Here is a 15088-nt window from a genome sequence, read left to right as displayed (position 1 = left end):
GCTTGCAGTGACGCGCCGTCAGGTGCGAGTGGCTGCGCGTAGACGGTGGGCGGACACGTGTTCCGCTCATCAGGGGAGGATTGGGATGGCGGATGTAGATCCAGAGCGGGTCGCTGCTCTGGCGAAAGAGCCGCCGCACGTACTGCCGTCCGGTGCGGCGCCTGGGTGTGCGGCGAAGGAGGGGCGCTCGGTGCTCAAGGAGCAGGTGAGCATGGGGCGGCAGGCGGATGGGTCGAAGGGTGGGCGCAAGTAGGTGGGCAACGCGGTGAGATAGGTGACATTGTTAGAAGCGTCGTGTACGTTGCGAGTGCCGGGTGAGTGCCTGCCTGGTGGTGTCGCTTTGGCGGCACCTTCCCTACTCCTCGCCGGGTGGCCGACCCCCCGCGCCCCGCCCGGCGAGGAGTCGGCCGCCGGGTGCGGCCATCGGGGGTGCGTGACGGGAGTCGGCCCGCCGTGACCGCTTGGTCGTGGCGGGCTCTCTTGTATCCGCACTCGCCGCATTTCAATTCAGAGAATGGGGCGCAATTCCCCTTTCTGAATTCCTTTTAGTCAAAAGGGCTCCCTCACTTGATTTGGCGGTATTTGCCATTAAGATATAAGTGTAAGGACAAAGGGAAACACCTTAACGGAATTCACGAAAGGCGCGGGAAAATGACCGACACCAACAAGGTAGCTTTCATCAACATCAAGATCGGCGAGGTCGCCCCCAACCCGGAGCAGCCCCGAAAGTTCTTCTCCGAGCAGGCGCATGAGGAACTGACCGGCAGCATCAAGGAGAACGGCCTCCTCCAGCCGGTCGTGGTCCGCCCGATCGAGGGCGGCAAGGTCCCCTACATGCTGATCGCGGGCGAGCGGCGCTGGAGGGCCTGCCAGGCGGCCGGCCTGGAGGTCATCCCCGCCAAGGTCATGGAGGGAGCCTCCGATGAGCAGGCTTACGTCCTCAGCATCGCGGAAAACGTGAACCGGGCGGACATGACGATCATGGAGGAGGCCGGTGCGTACGCCGACCTCAAGGCCGCCGGGTGGGACCCGGTGAAGATCGCCAAGCAGTTCGGCAAGACCGAGACCCACATCACCTGGCGGCTGGGCCTGCTCACCCTGCGCCCCGAGGTGGCCGATATGGTCGACAAGGGCTTGATCAAGAACAACCTGGCCTGGCACATCGCCCAGCTGAACCCGGGCAACCAGATGATCGCGGCCTCGCGCTACGTGCGCGGCGACTTCGATAGCGAGGCCGACGCCCAGCACTTCGCCAACGGCCTCAAGAAGGTCGAACAGCAGACCTCTCTCACCAACGAGCAGCCGCCCACGGAGGAGGAGGCGGAGAAGCGCAAGGCAGCCAAGGCCAAGGCGAAGGACGGCCTCGGCAAGGCGGAGGACGTCCTGATCCCGCTGCTGGAGGACCTGGCCAAGAAGAAGCCCGAGGACCTGGCCGTCATCCTCGGTGACGACCTCGCCCGCCACCTGCGAGTCGTCACCCGCCTGCACGCCAAGGTGCAGATGGTGAAGAACATGCTGAGCAAGGCCCAGGGCATCCAGCGGGCCATGGAGGCGGAGTTCAACAAGGCCGCCGTCGAGGTCCAGCAGGAGGCGGCCAAGGAGAAGCGGGAGGCCAAGGCCGAGGTTAAGCCGGAGGGTGAGGGCAAGCCGAAGCCGGTGACGAAGAAGGCGGTAGCCAAGCCCGCGACCCCGGTGCAGCGGCGGACCGGCGCGGCGGCCAAGAGCACGGCTCGCAAGGTTCCCGCACAGAAGAAGGCGGAGCCCACTGCGCAGGCGGCCAAGAAGGAGGAGGCCGCGGCGGCGAAGTGAGGCAAGGGGGCCCGGCGGGACCGGGCCCCTCCCCTCCGGTGGAACAGCGGGCGCGGCTTGAGTCTCCAACCGCGCCCGTTGTTCCAGTACGGGTATTGCGCAGAATCCTTAAAACAATTCCCGAGTGAATGTGTACGCGGTTCGGTAATTTAATTAAGATTAAAGAGCAAGAAGCGGACGGAAAATAAGAGCCCGGCCGATATTGTCAACTCGACAGTGAAAAGAAAAGAGAAGGCGTCATGGGTTACACCTACGAATTTCACGAGACGGTCTACGAGCCCACCATCCACGGCCCCAAGGACAGTAGCACTCAGATAGCACTGGAATTCGCAGGCAACAGCCGGGAGACCTCGCGGTGCCTGAGCGAGGCCAGTCGGAAGCTCACCGAAGCAGTCCAGGACTTGGCCCTGGCCATCGGTGAGGGGCAGTCCTTTAAGCGCATCGGAGACCATCAGGAGACGTACCGGACGGCGCTCCAGGAGTTCGAGGGCCTGCACCGCAAGTGGGTCACGCAGTCCACCACTGCTCGCAGCGTGTTCCGGGGCTACTGGACGGGCGACCAGGGCCAGGGCTGACCCGGGGCCGGGCCCGCAGGGAGCTGACTCCCTGCGGGCCCGGTGCCGCTCAGGTCCACGAGGGCCTGAGCGGGTGGCGCCGAAGGAACCCGGGCCCGCCGGCGGCGGCGCAGACGAGCGCGCCCGGCGGCCGAGCAGCACGAAAGGAACAGCTGCGTGATAACCCTGTTCACCAACCGCATCCAGGCGTTCCAGCCCCCGCAAGGGGTACCGGTACGGATCACCCTGGGCGGTGTCCGCTTCAAGCTTCCCTACTCCCTCACTCGCTCGGTGCGGGAGCTCGCGCCGCGTCGGGACTATCTCTCCGCGCCGGAGCCCGAGTTCACCGCGGCATACCGGGCCGACCTCGACCAGCTTGGCCCCGAGCGGATCGCGGCGCGGCTCAAGCAGATAGCGGAGGCCGAGGGTGATTACCGTCTCGTGCTGCTCTGCTTCGAGGATCTGACCAAGCCGAATCTGTGGTGCCACCGCACGGTGTTCGCCTCATGGTGGAAGGACCGCACCGGGGATGAGGTGCGGGAACTGTCCCCGGGGGAGGGTGACCACTACCGGCAGGGCACCTTGATGTGAGCGTCGGAGCCGCTCTCAAAAGATAGATGACATGATTTCAAGGGGCGCTGCGCTCCTTGTGTCAGTTTTCAGTGCAGCGCCCGGCCCGGCATCCCGCTGAGGCCGGGCGCTGCCGTTTCCAGGAGGACGGATGTTCCAGGGCACCATCCCGGGCCCCATGCGCTCCATCGTGCGCGAGACCTCCAGCCAGTGGCCGAGCGGCGCGGAGGTGTACGTCCCGTGCTGCGGCAACTTCACCATCGAGCGCAGCATCGCGGGCATGGGCTTCGCTCTCCACTCCTCCGACGTGTCCATCTACACCAGCGCGGTCGGCCGGTGGCTCACCCGGCAACCGGTCGGCATCCAGCTCCGCGAGGAGAGCAGAGACGAACTCGGCTGGCTCGCGGACTCCTTGGACGACGGTGTCGGCACGGTCGCGGCGATGATGCTCGGCACCCGGTTCCTTGCCAGCGTGGGGCGCGAAGGGCTGTGGCACGAGAGGGTGGTGCGCTCCTACCGGGAGCAGTGGACGGCCAAGCACGCGGAGACCGTCGAGCGGCTGTCCGGCTCGGACGTCGAACTGGCCTCGTACCAGGTGGAGGACGTGCGCTCCTGGCTCCAGAAGGTCCCTGGCGATGCTCCGGTGTGCTCCTTCCCTCCCTTCTACGGCGGCGGCTACGAGAAGCTGTACGAGCCGCTGGAAGCTCACTTCACCTGGGACGCGCCGCAGTACGAACCGCTGTCCGACGACGACGTGGTCAGCGTGCTCGGTGCGATCACGGACCGGCCGTACTGGCTGACCGCCTCCAACCACCACGTCCCCGAACTGCACCAGTACCTGCGCGGCGTGATCAAGGCGACCCCGCGCGCCGCTCCCTTCTACGTGTACGCCAGCGAGGCCCGGACGAGGATCGTGGCCCCGCGCCAGGCGATCGAGCCGGTGAAGGCTCCCCGTCTGCGCCAGGGTGACGAACTGGTCGGCCCGCTCAGGCTGTCGCTGCTCAAGCCCGGACAGTTCAACGCGCTCAGGAGCCGCTACCTGAACCCGAAGATCGCACCGGGCGCGGCGAACCTGGCGGTGGCGGTGAAGGACGGCGGCGGGCGGGTGCTCGGCGTCTTCGCCATGGCTCCGAGCACGTTCACGCCGGACGAGGTCTACGTGCTCAGTGACTTCGCGGTCGCGCCGACCGACTACCCGAGGTTGTCGAAGCTGATCGTGCTCGCGGCCACGAGCACCGAGGCGCAGTTGCTGTGTCAGCGGTCGTTCTCGCGGCGGATCCGGCGGGTGGCGACGACGGCGTTCAGCAACAACCCGGTGTCGATGAAGTACCGCGGGCTGCTGCGGCTGAACAAGCGCAGTCCGTCGAACGACGGGGGCTGGCGGTACCAGCTCCAATACCAGGGGGCCATGGGCCAGCACACGCTGACCGAGGCTCTGAAGATGTGGGTGAAGCGGTGGGGCGCCCGATGACGAAGACGGGAGTCTGACCATGGAGGAGACCACTCGGCTCGCTCCGCCGCAGATGGTGGAGGGCGATCCGCGCACGCTGACGCTGCTGGATGTGAACGCGCGGTTCCTGCCGCACGAGCAGTTCCGGCAGCTCGTGTCGAACATCGAGCGGGACGGGCATCTGACCTCGACGCCGCTGGTGTGGAACGACCGGGAATCGGGGCGGCTGGTCGTCCTGTCCGGGAATCACCGCACGCTCGCCGCGATCGAGGCCGGCCTGCCGACGATCTGGTGGATGCAGATAGATGAGCCGCTGCCCCGCCAACGGCAGATCGCGCTCCAGCTCTCGCACAACGCCATCGCGGGCCAGGACGATCCGGCGATCCTGAAGGAGCTGTACGACGAGCTGGAGAACGTGGAGTGGCGGCAGTACACGGGCCTGGACGACAAGGCCCTGGATCTGCTGGAGAAGGTGGACGTCGCTTCGCTGGGTGAGGCGAATCTCGACTTCGCGTCTGTGCAGTTCATGTTCCTGCCCGATGAGCTGGAGCGGGCCGAGGCCGCGTTCGATGCGGCGCGTTCGGCGGCAGTGGCAGATGAGCGGTGGGTGGCCGGGCTGGAGCAGTACGAGCCGGTGCTTGATGCGCTGGAGACATCCCGGGCCGCGTACAAGATCGGGAACAGTGCGACGGCGCTCGGCGTGATCCTGGCGGTGTTCGAGCGGCATCTGTCCGAGCTGGCAGAGGGCTGGTTCGACGCGGCGTCCGGTGAACCGATCCGGGCGGGGACGGCGCCGCTGGAGACGTTGTTCGGTGTGCGGGACGTGCCAGTGGAGACGGCGGCGGTCGTACGGGCGGCCGTCGACCGGATGGTGCAGGACGGCACCGTGCCTGCCGACGCGCCATGGCGGGCGCTCGAAGTCCTGGCTGCACAGAGCAACTAGACGGCCTTCGGCCAGGAGGTGAGCGGTGGCCGAGGGCACCGTGGAGTCCTGGGAGCGGCAGGGTGGGGAGTCGGTCCAGGCGTTCGAGGCGTTCGCCGCGTACCGCGATCTCGGCCCAGCGCGCAGTGTCACGAAGGTGGCACGACAGTTGGATAAATCCCGGGCGCTGGTGGGCCGGTGGTCGCGGCAGTTCGCATGGGTGATGCGGGCGACGGCGTACGACCGGGAGCAGGACCGGCTGTTCCTCGCTGAGCAGGCGCAGGCGCGGCGGGACATTGCCCGCAGGCACGCGAAGTTGGCGCAGGCGGTGCAGAGCAAGGCCGTGGCCCGACTCCAGGCGCTGGACCCGCGAGAGCTGTCGCCGTCGGAGCTGCTGCGGTACATCCAGGTCGCGGCGGAGATCGAGCGGCGTGCGGTGGGCGAGGCACCCGTGGCCGGGTCGGTCGAAGACCGGGACCAGGGCGCGGACGTGGCTGCACTGTCGGACGAGGAGCGGCGGGCCCGGATGGACCAGCTGCGCCGGGAGCTGGAACGCCGGTTGTCGGGGGGCGCGCAGTGAGCCGGGGGCGGGCCAAGCGCCGGATGGTCGAGCGGTTCGCGGACCCGTCGGTGATGAGCGAGGAGCAGCTGAAGGCCGAGGTTGCGGCCCTGGTCCGGGCCGATGAGCTGTCGGCGCGGCGGTGGGCGTGCGAGATTCCGGAGTGCGACGGGCTGCCTCACGCGGGGTGGCGGCACCATCATGCCCGTGCGGCGCAGCGGCGGCCCCTGTGGCTGTGGACGGTGTGGATGCTGCTCACCGGCCGTGGGTGGGGGAAGTCACGTACTGCGGCGGAAGCGGTGTGGGAGTGGGCGAAGACGCCGGGGTCGCAGATTGCGGTAGTGGCGAGGAACGCAACGCTGGTGCGGGACATCTGTTTCGACTCCCCGAAGTCTGGTCTGCTATCGGTGATCCCGCCGGAAGAGGTCGTGAAGTACAAGTCGTCGTTGGGGGAGACGACGCTGCTGTTGAAGAACGGGACGTTGATCCGTGGGTTCGGTGCGGAGACGCCGGACAACCTGCGTGGCTGGGCGTTCGACAAGGCGTGGCTGGATGAGTACGCGGCCTGGTCGCGGCACACCGCGCAAGAGGTCTACGACATGGTCTGGTTCTGTCTGCGTGAGGCGGAGTTGCCGCAGGTTGTGATCTCGACGACGCCGAAGCCGCTGCCGCATGTGAAGCGGCTGGTCGAGCGTGGCCGCATGCAGGAAGCGCGGCATCGGCAGGGCGGAGAGCAGCCGCGGGTGGTGCTGACGCGCGGGCACATGCGGGAGAACGACGCGAACCTGTCTGCGGCGGCGCGGGCGGAGCTGGAAGAGGACTACGCCGGCACCCGCTTGGGGCGGCAGGAGTTGTCGGGCGAACTGCTGGAGGACGTGGAGGGCGCGCTGTGGAAGGGCTGGATGCTGGAGGTCGAGGGATTCCGGCCTCGTCCTGAGCATCTGCCGGACTTGCAGCGGGTGGTGGTGGCCGTCGACCCGGCGACCAAGAGCCACGAGAACGCCGACATGACGGCCTTCACTGTGGCCGGGCGCGGGTTCCCGGTGGAGAGCATGTTCGGTGACGACCGCCCGCGCGGGTATCTGCTGCATGCGGAGCAGGACCGGTACACGCCGACGCAGGCGATGAAGCGGGCGGCGAAGCTGTACCACGAGCACCGTGCGGACTGCGTGGTCATCGAGGCGAACAACGGCGGAGACTACTTGCCCGCGTTGCTGGAGCAGGTGGACCCGACGGTGACCTGGCGAATCGTTCATGCCACGCGCGGGAAGCGGGCGCGGGCAGCTCCGGCGGCGCAGCTGTACGAGCAGGTGCGGGTGTCGCACGTCGGTCCGGCGCGGGTGTTCGCGGAGTTGGAAGAGCAGATGACGACGTTCGTCGGCCAGGGCGAGACGGAGGATTCCCCGGACCTGCTGGACTCGGCGGTGTGGGCTTTGTGGGACCTGTTCCTGGATCCGACAATGCCGCCTCCACGTGGAGGGGATGACCAGCGCCTCTCCGGTCGACGGTAGTTGGGCCAGCGCCGTTGTCAGTGGGTTATGGCAGCGTGGCGAGTTGAGCGGCGATGGAGAGAGACAGGGAGTTACGGATGGCGGGGGATGCTCGGGTCACACCGGAATCGCTGGGAAGGGGGCGAACCTTTGGTGCTCCGGCAACGGCATACGCCCTGGACGCCGACAGGATGAGCTCTCGCCGTGAGGGCATGATCGGCCAGTTCGGCATGGGTCTCAAGAGCGCGATGAGCCTGCCCACGGGGACGGGCAAGACCGCGACCGCTATGGCGGTGGCGATCGAGGCTGTCAGGCAGGGCCAGAGGCTGACGGTCGTAGTCAAGGACAATCATGCGGTTGCAGGGTTCAGGGCAGAGCTGGAAGCCGTATTAGCGGGGCTTGACGAGGCGGCGGCCAATACCACCGCGCCGGACGTTCTTCGCCTGGTTCCCCAGCCGTACGCGCCGAGGAGGTGGCGTGCTCGTGTCTCCCCATCGGCTGAGTACAGGGCGTTGTGCAAGAGAGTGGTCGAGTGGGAGGAGTCCGGGCGGGATCAGAAGCGGTGGGAGGTGGCGGGAGACCGGCGCGTCCGGAGTTCAGCTGCACGTCGTGCGGTGATCATCCGAAGCGGGGGTCGGTGTGAGAATCCGGAGTGCTTGTTGCCCGACTTGCCGTACCGGACGAAGGCCGGGCAGCCGCTGCTGGAGGTAGACCACATCGATGACCACGCCAGCGGCGGTCGGGACCATCCAGCGGCGATGATCGCCCTGTGCCCGAACTGTCACCGTAACAAGACGCATGGCGCGGACGGGGCGGAGCTGGTAGCGCGGCTGAGAGGGGTCGCCTCCAACCTGCACACGCAGTGGGAGGACATCGGGTAGTCGGTCTGGAGTTTCGTCGGGATAGTTACCCTGATCACCTGGCGCGGGGTCGAGCTTCCTGGAGTGGACGTGGGCCTGCGCCAATTCGTTATCGACGCCTGGTCGTGGTTGAACTACAAGCCGGTGATGGCCGATGCCGGCCGTCCGGGCAGTCGCGCGTTCCCGGAGCTGGCCAAGACGTGGATGCCGCCGCATGAGTTGAGGCGACTGGCCGCGTACAAGGTGCTGGCGTCGTACGACAACAACCAAGCCGGACAGCTCGCGGCGGCCGGGGGTGACGCGGGGGCGCTGGAGCGTCGAGAGCTGGGCGACGCGGCGAACCTGGTGGACACCGCGCTCGGCTATCTGCTGGGCTCGGAGCAGAAGGTCGCGGTCGAGGGCGCGGAGAACGCCGACGAGGAAACGCCGACGCCCGGTGCAGCGGAGGCCGCCGCCGTGCAGGAACGGCTGCGGAAGTGGGCGGACAAGGAGCTGCTGACGTTCCGGGTCCAGCAGGCCGAGCGGGCGGCGGTGTTGCTCGGGGACAGCGTGATGGTCCTGGCGTGGAATCCGGAGAAGCAGCGGCCCACGCTCCGGGTCTACGATCCAGGTTTCTTCTTTCCGCAATGGGACGACGCCGAGGACGAGGACTTCCCGGCCAGGGTGCACTTGGCGTGGGAGCTGCCGGCGGACGACGATGCCGGGTTGAAGGCTCGGGTGCGCCGGGTCACGTACGAACTGGGGCCGATCTCCGTGAGCGGCGAGGACGATGCGGATGGCGACGGCTCGATGGGGGCGCGGACGTATCCGTGGGAGCCGGGCCGGGCGTCCAACACGACGTGCTACCTCACGGACGGCGAGTGGCTGCTGGAAGACCTGAAGAACGGCGAGACGCTGGACCGGCTGCCGATGAGCAAGGCGAGTTTCCGGGTACGGCGGGACGGTACGGAGCTGAACCGGTTGGACCTGATGATCGACTTCCTGCCGGTGGTGCACATCGCGAACACGATCCCGGACGGCGGTGAGTACTGGGGCCGGTCGGTGCTCGCGCGGGTTTTGCAGGCGCTCGACGAACTTGCGGCCACGGACTCCGACAGTTCGGCGGCGTCCGCGACGACGGGCACGCCGATCATCGGGCTCGCGGGGGCGCGGCTGCCGGTGGACCGCGCGACGGGCAAGCCGCAGGAGCTCCAGGTGAAGGCCGGGGCGGTGTGGCAACTGGGTGAGACAGGGCGGATGGACGCGTTGGACACGTCGCCGCAGTTGGCCGAGCTGCGTGCCCGGGTCGATCACCTGCTGGAGCGGATCGCGGCGAACAGCCGAGTGACGGCGGCTGGACTGGGGACGCTGGACGCCACGGAGGTGCCGTCCGGGTACGCGCTGAAGCTGGCGCTGGGGCCGCTGGATGCGTTGATCGGCATGATGCGGCTCGCCAGGGAGCACAAGTACCGGCTGCTGTTCAAGATGGTGCAGCGGCTGTACCAGGCCGGCCGGGCGGAGGGCTGGACAGCTGGGGAGACGCTGCCCGCGCGGCTGTCGTGGGCGCCGCACACGCCGACCGACCGGGGCGCGGTGCTGGAAGAGGTCGTCAAGGCGTACGGGGCCGGGGTGCTGTCCCTGGAGACTGCGGTGGCGATGCTGCTGGAGGCCGGATACCCGGGCAAGGACGCCTCGCAGGAGGTGGCGCGGATCCGGGCGAAGGCGGAGCAGGAGGCATCCGCGCGGATGGCGGAGGCCGCTGCCCGGCGCGGGCGTGAGGATGACGACAAGGAGCAAGACGACGGGCCGGGCGTGGCTGGTGCGAGGGAGTAGGAGCCCGGTGACGTGCTCGCGGTACTCGGCGTGGTGGGGGCCAGCCAGCTGCGGACCGGGACAGCCGGTCTCCGATCCTTTAACGAAGGCCGGTCGCGTTAAAGGATTGCGGGCCCAATGACACACAAAACACACCCTGATCCACGCGGATCATTTAAGCTCATGGTGCAAACTATAAGGGTCATCCGCCCGCCAACGGCTGACTCACTGGAGCCTCGCCCGCCACGAGCTCCGGTTCTCGTCGCCCAGCAGATTAGGACGCCTCAACGCGCATAGCGGAGCCCTGCTCCGCAGCGCGGAGCAGGGCTCGCTGGGACGTGGCCCTTCAACGGCCGGCGACCACGACGTTACGACCGTCGTGGTCGTCGGCTAGGCCAACGCGTCGAACACCCAGATCGCTGCTTCCTCGACGATGTCCACCGCCTTGGTGGCGAATGCCGATACGAACGCAGCAAGGACGATCAGGGCCAGATCGCGCCGACCGAGTCTGCGGGCCAGTTCCCGTAAGCGCCTCAACGCTTGCCACCTCCTCATCGCCCCGGACCCGTTGTCCGGGGACAGGGTGGTGGAAGTGGCACGCCTTTCTGGCACGAGCAAGATTACGCGCGCTACACACGCGACGTGGCCGGTTCGTGGAAATCGCGCCCCGGCGACAGAGCGAAGGGTCGGACGGTCTGACTAGACTGATCGACAGCGCGGGGGCGCGCACTGGAGGAATGTATGGTCCGGCCCCTTTCGCCTCTCCGTCCTGTGGGTTCCCGCCGTGACGGGCGGTCGATCTTCCCGATTCTCGGTGCCTCGTCGGAGGACGAGACGAACGACCTGCTCGAAGACGCCACCGAGAGTGATGGACAGGATCAGCAGGTCACGGTCACCCAGGACCGGTTGGGGAAGATGCTCACCCGGGAGAAGGCGCAGGGCGAACGAGCCGCGATCAAGCGGCTGTTGTCGACGCTCGGTTTCGACAACCCGAAGGCTTTGGCGGAGTTCGTCTCCACGCAGAGAGAGGCCGAGCAGGCCGCGCTGTCAGAGGTAGAGCGCCGCGAACAGGTAGCCCAAGAGCGGGAGTTGCAGGCAGCGCGCCGGGAGGAGCTGGCTGCCGAACGTGAGCGGGCTGCGCTCCGGCGGGGCGCGCTCGTGGCGCTCGGCGCCGAGGGAGACGACCTGGTGGACGCGGAACGTCTGCTGGCCGTTGATGACGAGGACGCGGACGAGGCGCAGATCCAGTCGGCGGCCGAGTCCCTGCGCGCAAGGCGTCCGGAGCTGTTCGGTGAGGTGCGAACCCCGGTGCCGGCGGCACCTGCGGGCGCACCGGCCGGGCGCGGCCCCACTCGTACGGCCCCGGTGTCCAAGCCGGGCTCGGCCGGGCTGGAGATGGCCAAGCGTCGGGGCCTGATCCCGCAGTTCAGCGATACAGCAGCCCCGTAATCCGGGCTCAGACCTTGGGGGACCACGCCCCCTCAACGTCGTGGACGGCATCGCCTCCGTGGGCGGTGCGCGGACAATGACCGCAGCGTCCATGGAGACACCCACATGTCCATCCAGCCCGTTTCCAAGTCCGAGTGCACCACCGCCAACCGCGAGTGGCTGGCGTCCCTGCACGGCACCGACTCCGTCGACACGATCACCCTCGACCTGAACCTGTTCTGCGAGGGCACCCACTACGTGTGCGGCGACGGCTGCGAGCCGTACGGCCGGGTGCACTCCGGTGTGCCGGTCGGCAGGGTCGCAGAGTCCGGCCTGTACGGGCCGTACGACCCGGAGGCCCACTGCGGGCGTCAGATCCTACGCGGGTTCGTGATCGCGGAGGCACCGTTCGTGCCGGGGCAGACCCGGGTTCCGGCCGCGCTGCTGTGGCACGGCGCGGTGAAGGCGTCGAAGGTGCCGGGCGGCATCGATGTGTCCCAGCTCGTGTGGCACCCGCGTGCCGCGCAGATCCGCTTCGTCTGAGCGGGAGTCTGAGCTGTGACGATTCAGGACCTGCTCAAGGACGTCTCGGTCATGGACCTGACGACGTTCGCCAGGGCGATCCCGTCCCCGAAGGACTTCCTCCTCACCCAGACGATCTTCCCGACCGTCGAGATGCGGGAAGTGAAGTGGCGTACGAAGGACTCCGGCCGGTACGTCAACGTCGCCAAGTACCGCGCCTTCAACGCGAGCGTGCCGTTCGCGACCCGTGAGGCGTGGCAGACCTCCCGCGAGGGCGCGCTGCCCCCGCTGGGGCAGAAGCTCATCGTCTCCGAGCAGGAACAGATCCTGCTGGAGGCGTCGCACGGCAGTGATCAAGACCGGCTGATCGAGCTGCTGTACGACGATGTGGAACGCCACGTCGAGGCCATCCGCTCCCGGCTGGAGATGGCCGCCGGCGACGTGCTCAGCGACGGCAAGTTCACGCTGGAGCAGGAGAACGGGCTGACGCTGGAGGTGGATTGGAACGTTCCGGTTGAGAACCGGCCGGTCGCCCCGCGGCCGTGGTCGGACCCGGCCTCCGACCCCATCGCGGACGAACAGCGATGGATCCAGCAACTGGACGACATCGGCGCTCCGGAACCGGAGCTGGTGATCACCAGCCGGAAGGCGTTCTCGTATCTGGCGGCGAACAACGCCTACAGGGCCGCGTACTACGGGTCGGTGAGCCCGTCGACCACGCCGACGGCGACGCTTACCCCGCAGCAGATCAATGTGGTGCGCGGCAACTACTCGCTGCCGCCGATCCAGTTCTACAAGGCCCAGGTGCGGGTGGACGGCAAGCCCCGCAAGGTGCTGCCGGAGGATCTGTGGATTCTGGTGCCGCCGGAGCGGGAGAAGTGGGCGCAGACCATGTACGGGGTCACGGCAGAGGCCCTGGTGCTGGCGCGCGGGACGAACCCGGAGATCATCCGCGAGGACGCCCCCGGCCTGATCATCACCCGCGGTGTCCAGGATGACCCCGTGCAGATCTACACCAAGGGCGCCGCAGTCGGCATGCCGGTCATGCACACCCCGGACGCGCACATCGTCGCGAAGGTGCTGTGATGCCGGTGCCTCGTCTGATTGCTGCCGTGTACGTACAGCATCCGTCGACACGGGAGGAACTGATCCTCCTGCCCGGCGAGTGCCCTGATTCGGAGGTCGCCGCGTTGGTGACGAACCCGGATGCCTGGGAGGTTCCGCCCAAGGACTGCGAGCCGGACCCCGAGCCGGACGCGGTGGGGCCCGCTGTGGGAGAGGGCGAGCAGGATCCCGAGCAGAAGGAGGCCGACGGAAAGAGCGTTGCGAGGAAGCCGCCGCCGCGGCGGGCTCGCACGCCCGCGGCGTCGTGATCGCGCGTTTCGCCCGTCGCCAGGGAGACCCCCCGGCGCCGGGCCGTATCTCGTGTGGAGAAGGAGTGCCTGGTGAACGAGTTTCAACGGTCGTGGCTGTTGGCGCAGCTCGGCCCGGACACAGACCCGGCTGACCTGGAACGCCGATTCTTCCGGCTGCGGTCGGTGCGGACAGTCGCCCTGGAAGTGCTGGGCGAGCGTCGCGCGAAGTTGCTCGCCGACCCCCTCAAGGTCACCGTGGATGGCGTCGTGACCATGGACCTACAGGAGAACCTGCGCGGCATCGAGCGCCAGATCGACGGCGTACGGCAAGGCCCGGCCCCGGATGATCCCGGAGGCGTGGACGAAGGAAGCGAGGAGCTGGCAACAACCCGCATGGTGGCGGCACGTTGCTACCGGTAGGTCAGGAGGGGCCGATCTACGCCCTGGTGACGGCCCGCGCCCCACTATGGGGACGGACCGCATCGTTTCCACCTCGGCACTGGCCCCTCCGGCTGATTATGCGCGAGGCTGTTGAGGCAGAAATGACGGAACGGGCCCCTCCTCTCTATGGGTGAGGAGGGTCCCGTCCGCCTCGTGCTGATCAGGTGGTGGCGACCAAGGCCACGAACGAGGCCCAGGCGGTCGCGGGGACCACAAGGGCAGGACCGGTCGTGTTCTTTGAGTCGCGGATTCCGACCTCGGCGTCGAGGTCCGCGATTTCGACACAGTTGTTGCCGGCACCGTCGGAGTACGACGATTTGCGCCACGAGGCGCCAGCCTCAGTGAGTTTGGATGCTGAGTAAGTGCCACTTGTGGTCATTGCTTCAACTCTCGGCTCAGAGATTCCAGAAATGATGGTGTGTCCTCCGGCGCGAGCGCCGAAGCTGTGATGGCGTTGAACTTGCGCGTGAAGCGCCCAACCTCACGAGGCTTGTCGGTGACCGACGTGGCGCTCCATGCGTTGTCAACCTGCACTGAGGTCGGCAGAGCCCCGTTCAGATGCAGAACGCTGAAGTCGTGGACCGGCAGATACCCCCTGATCTTCGGCGGGAATATCGGCAGCACCTGAATGGTGACGTTCGGCAGGGTGGTCAGAGTGGCGATCTCTTCGTACTGCTCGCGCATTACCTCGGGGCTTCCGATGAGATAGCGGAGTGCGGGCTCCCACAGTACGGCGCGCAGGATGAGCGGATCCTCGGAGCGTACGAGGGCCTCTTTTCGCCGCAGGCGTACTTCCACGTTCCGCTGGATGAACTCGCTTGTGGTTTCCTCGATCGGCTGAGACAGCTCGTACAGCGTGCGCATGTACTTCTCTGTCTGCAACAGTCCGAGCACCAGGGCCGGATGGAACGCCCATGTCTCCCGAGCCGCGCTCTCGATCCCGATGAAGCGCGGCATACCCGAAGGCATCGCCGACCGGTACGGGGTCCACCAGTCTTGACTGGCACTCTGGCGCTGGATCTCCAGCAGCTGATCCACGTCGTGGTCGTCAGTCACTCCATACAGCTCCAGGAGCGCGCGGAGAGCTCCGGCGGTGACGAGATCTTGAAGACCTGTTTCCACGCGTTGCAGCTTGGCGAAGTAGAGGCCCGTCACGGCCTTCGACTCGATCACTTCTTCCAGCGTCATCCCCGCCCGCTCGCGCAACGCCCGCAGCTCGTAGCCGAGTTCGATGCGCCGCACCGTCGGTCTGGGCTTCTGTGCCATGCGGTACCCCTCCCCATCCCATGCCCTTGTCGAACACGCCCATGCTTTTGCTGATCGCGCCGATGCGCGTG

The 15088-nt window shown here is 67.4% G+C and carries 17 protein-coding genes; 14 read left to right on the top strand and 3 right to left on the bottom strand.

Annotated elements, in window-relative coordinates; genetic code table 11:
- The first annotated feature begins 651 nt into the window (after positions 1 to 651).
- From ACFRKB_RS12220 to ACFRKB_RS12180, 9 genes are all read left to right on the top strand, one after another.
- Complete coding sequence (locus tag ACFRKB_RS12220; protein WP_383105490.1) at positions 652 to 1809, top strand: ParB/RepB/Spo0J family partition protein; 1158 nt, start codon at positions 652 to 654, stop codon at positions 1807 to 1809.
- A 239-nt stretch (positions 1810 to 2048) separates the two neighbouring features.
- Positions 2049 to 2384 carry a hypothetical protein gene (locus tag ACFRKB_RS12215; RefSeq protein ID WP_383105488.1) on the top strand — a complete coding sequence of 112 codons (336 nt, stop codon included), beginning with the start codon at positions 2049 to 2051 and terminating at the stop codon, positions 2382 to 2384.
- Between the two features lie 156 nt (positions 2385 to 2540).
- Positions 2541 to 2954 (top strand): DUF488 family protein, encoded by a 414-nt coding sequence (locus tag ACFRKB_RS12210; protein WP_383105486.1) that lies wholly within the window; start codon positions 2541 to 2543, stop codon positions 2952 to 2954.
- Between the two features lie 130 nt (positions 2955 to 3084).
- The gene (locus ACFRKB_RS12205) at positions 3085 to 4404 is read left to right on the top strand and encodes a putative antirestriction adenine methyltransferase (RefSeq protein WP_383105485.1); all 1320 of its coding nucleotides are present in this window, start codon (positions 3085 to 3087) and stop codon (positions 4402 to 4404) included.
- Between the two features lie 19 nt (positions 4405 to 4423).
- The gene (locus ACFRKB_RS12200; RefSeq protein ID WP_383105483.1) at positions 4424 to 5326 is read left to right on the top strand and encodes a ParB N-terminal domain-containing protein; all 903 of its coding nucleotides are present in this window, start codon (positions 4424 to 4426) and stop codon (positions 5324 to 5326) included.
- Between the two features lie 25 nt (positions 5327 to 5351).
- Positions 5352 to 5885 carry a hypothetical protein gene (locus tag ACFRKB_RS12195; RefSeq protein ID WP_383105481.1) on the top strand — a complete coding sequence of 178 codons (534 nt, stop codon included), beginning with the start codon at positions 5352 to 5354 and terminating at the stop codon, positions 5883 to 5885.
- A gap of 53 nt (positions 5886 to 5938) precedes the next feature.
- Positions 5939 to 7375, top strand: a complete 1437-nt coding sequence (locus tag ACFRKB_RS12190) for a terminase large subunit domain-containing protein (protein WP_383105480.1) — start codon at positions 5939 to 5941, stop codon at positions 7373 to 7375.
- Between the two features lie 53 nt (positions 7376 to 7428).
- The gene (locus ACFRKB_RS12185; RefSeq protein ID WP_383105478.1) at positions 7429 to 8235 is read left to right on the top strand and encodes an HNH endonuclease signature motif containing protein; all 807 of its coding nucleotides are present in this window, start codon (positions 7429 to 7431) and stop codon (positions 8233 to 8235) included.
- A gap of 69 nt (positions 8236 to 8304) precedes the next feature.
- The gene (locus ACFRKB_RS12180; protein ID WP_383105476.1) at positions 8305 to 10026 is read left to right on the top strand and encodes a hypothetical protein; all 1722 of its coding nucleotides are present in this window, start codon (positions 8305 to 8307) and stop codon (positions 10024 to 10026) included.
- 369 nt (positions 10027 to 10395) lie between these two features.
- On the opposite strand, the gene ACFRKB_RS12175 is transcribed toward ACFRKB_RS12180, so the two are convergent.
- Entirely contained in the window at positions 10396 to 10542 is a 147-nt protein-coding gene (locus tag ACFRKB_RS12175) for a hypothetical protein (protein WP_383105474.1), read from the bottom strand.
- Between the two features lie 234 nt (positions 10543 to 10776).
- Between ACFRKB_RS12175 and ACFRKB_RS12170 the strand changes: the two genes are divergently transcribed.
- From ACFRKB_RS12170 to ACFRKB_RS12150, 5 genes are all read left to right on the top strand, one after another.
- Positions 10777 to 11454, top strand: a complete 678-nt coding sequence (locus ACFRKB_RS12170) for a hypothetical protein (protein WP_383105472.1) — start codon at positions 10777 to 10779, stop codon at positions 11452 to 11454.
- Between the two features lie 105 nt (positions 11455 to 11559).
- Positions 11560 to 11976 carry a head decoration protein gene (locus tag ACFRKB_RS12165; RefSeq protein ID WP_383105470.1) on the top strand — a complete coding sequence of 139 codons (417 nt, stop codon included), beginning with the start codon at positions 11560 to 11562 and terminating at the stop codon, positions 11974 to 11976.
- Between the two features lie 15 nt (positions 11977 to 11991).
- Positions 11992 to 13041, top strand: coding sequence for a major capsid protein (locus ACFRKB_RS12160; protein WP_383105468.1), 1050 nt, complete (start codon positions 11992 to 11994; stop codon positions 13039 to 13041).
- On the top strand, positions 13041 to 13328 hold the full coding sequence (locus ACFRKB_RS12155; RefSeq protein ID WP_383105467.1) for a hypothetical protein: 288 nt from the start codon (positions 13041 to 13043) through the stop codon (positions 13326 to 13328). The genes ACFRKB_RS12160 and ACFRKB_RS12155 overlap by 1 nt, the downstream gene beginning before the upstream one ends.
- A gap of 72 nt (positions 13329 to 13400) precedes the next feature.
- Positions 13401 to 13730: a hypothetical protein gene (locus tag ACFRKB_RS12150; RefSeq protein WP_383105465.1), complete on the top strand. Its 330-nt coding sequence runs from the start codon at positions 13401 to 13403 to the stop codon at positions 13728 to 13730.
- Positions 13731 to 13911: 181 nt separating this feature from the next.
- Here the strand turns inward: ACFRKB_RS12150 and ACFRKB_RS12145 are convergent, their stop codons facing one another.
- Together ACFRKB_RS12145 and ACFRKB_RS12140 are read right to left on the bottom strand one after the other, a co-directional pair.
- Positions 13912 to 14130, bottom strand: coding sequence for a DUF397 domain-containing protein (locus tag ACFRKB_RS12145; RefSeq protein WP_383105464.1), 219 nt, complete (start codon positions 14128 to 14130; stop codon positions 13912 to 13914).
- Positions 14127 to 15017 carry a helix-turn-helix domain-containing protein gene (locus ACFRKB_RS12140; RefSeq protein ID WP_383105462.1) on the bottom strand — a complete coding sequence of 297 codons (891 nt, stop codon included), beginning with the start codon at positions 15015 to 15017 and terminating at the stop codon, positions 14127 to 14129. Before ACFRKB_RS12140 ends, ACFRKB_RS12145 begins: the two co-directional genes overlap by 4 nt.
- Positions 15018 to 15088: the final 71 nt, after the last annotated feature.

The organism is Streptomyces scopuliridis (genome assembly GCF_042790125.1).
Lineage (GTDB): Bacteria > Actinomycetota > Actinomycetes > Streptomycetales > Streptomycetaceae > Streptomyces > Streptomyces scopuliridis_A.
Note: the sequence above shows the minus strand (reverse complement) of the source record. Positions and strands in the feature narration are given on the sequence as shown.

What these genes read in the sequence shown, in the direction of transcription:
- ACFRKB_RS12220 (WP_383105490.1), top strand. Translation starts at nt 652, where the DNA reads ATGACCGACACCAACAAGGTAGCTTTCATCAACATCAAGATCGGCGAG.
- ACFRKB_RS12215 (WP_383105488.1), top strand. Translation starts at nt 2,049, where the DNA reads ATGGGTTACACCTACGAATTTCACGAGACGGTCTACGAGCCCACCATC.
- ACFRKB_RS12205 (WP_383105485.1), top strand. Translation starts at nt 3,085, where the DNA reads ATGTTCCAGGGCACCATCCCGGGCCCCATGCGCTCCATCGTGCGCGAG.
- ACFRKB_RS12200 (WP_383105483.1), top strand. Translation starts at nt 4,424, where the DNA reads ATGGAGGAGACCACTCGGCTCGCTCCGCCGCAGATGGTGGAGGGCGAT.
- ACFRKB_RS12190 (WP_383105480.1), top strand. Translation starts at nt 5,939, where the DNA reads ATGAGCGAGGAGCAGCTGAAGGCCGAGGTTGCGGCCCTGGTCCGGGCC.
- ACFRKB_RS12185 (WP_383105478.1), top strand. Translation starts at nt 7,429, where the DNA reads ATGGAGAGAGACAGGGAGTTACGGATGGCGGGGGATGCTCGGGTCACA.
- ACFRKB_RS12165 (WP_383105470.1), top strand. Translation starts at nt 11,560, where the DNA reads ATGTCCATCCAGCCCGTTTCCAAGTCCGAGTGCACCACCGCCAACCGC.
- ACFRKB_RS12155 (WP_383105467.1), top strand. Translation starts at nt 13,041, where the DNA reads ATGCCGGTGCCTCGTCTGATTGCTGCCGTGTACGTACAGCATCCGTCG.
- ACFRKB_RS12145 (WP_383105464.1), bottom strand. Translation starts at nt 14,130, where the DNA reads ATGACCACAAGTGGCACTTACTCAGCATCCAAACTCACTGAGGCTGGC.
- ACFRKB_RS12140 (WP_383105462.1), bottom strand. Translation starts at nt 15,017, where the DNA reads ATGGCACAGAAGCCCAGACCGACGGTGCGGCGCATCGAACTCGGCTAC.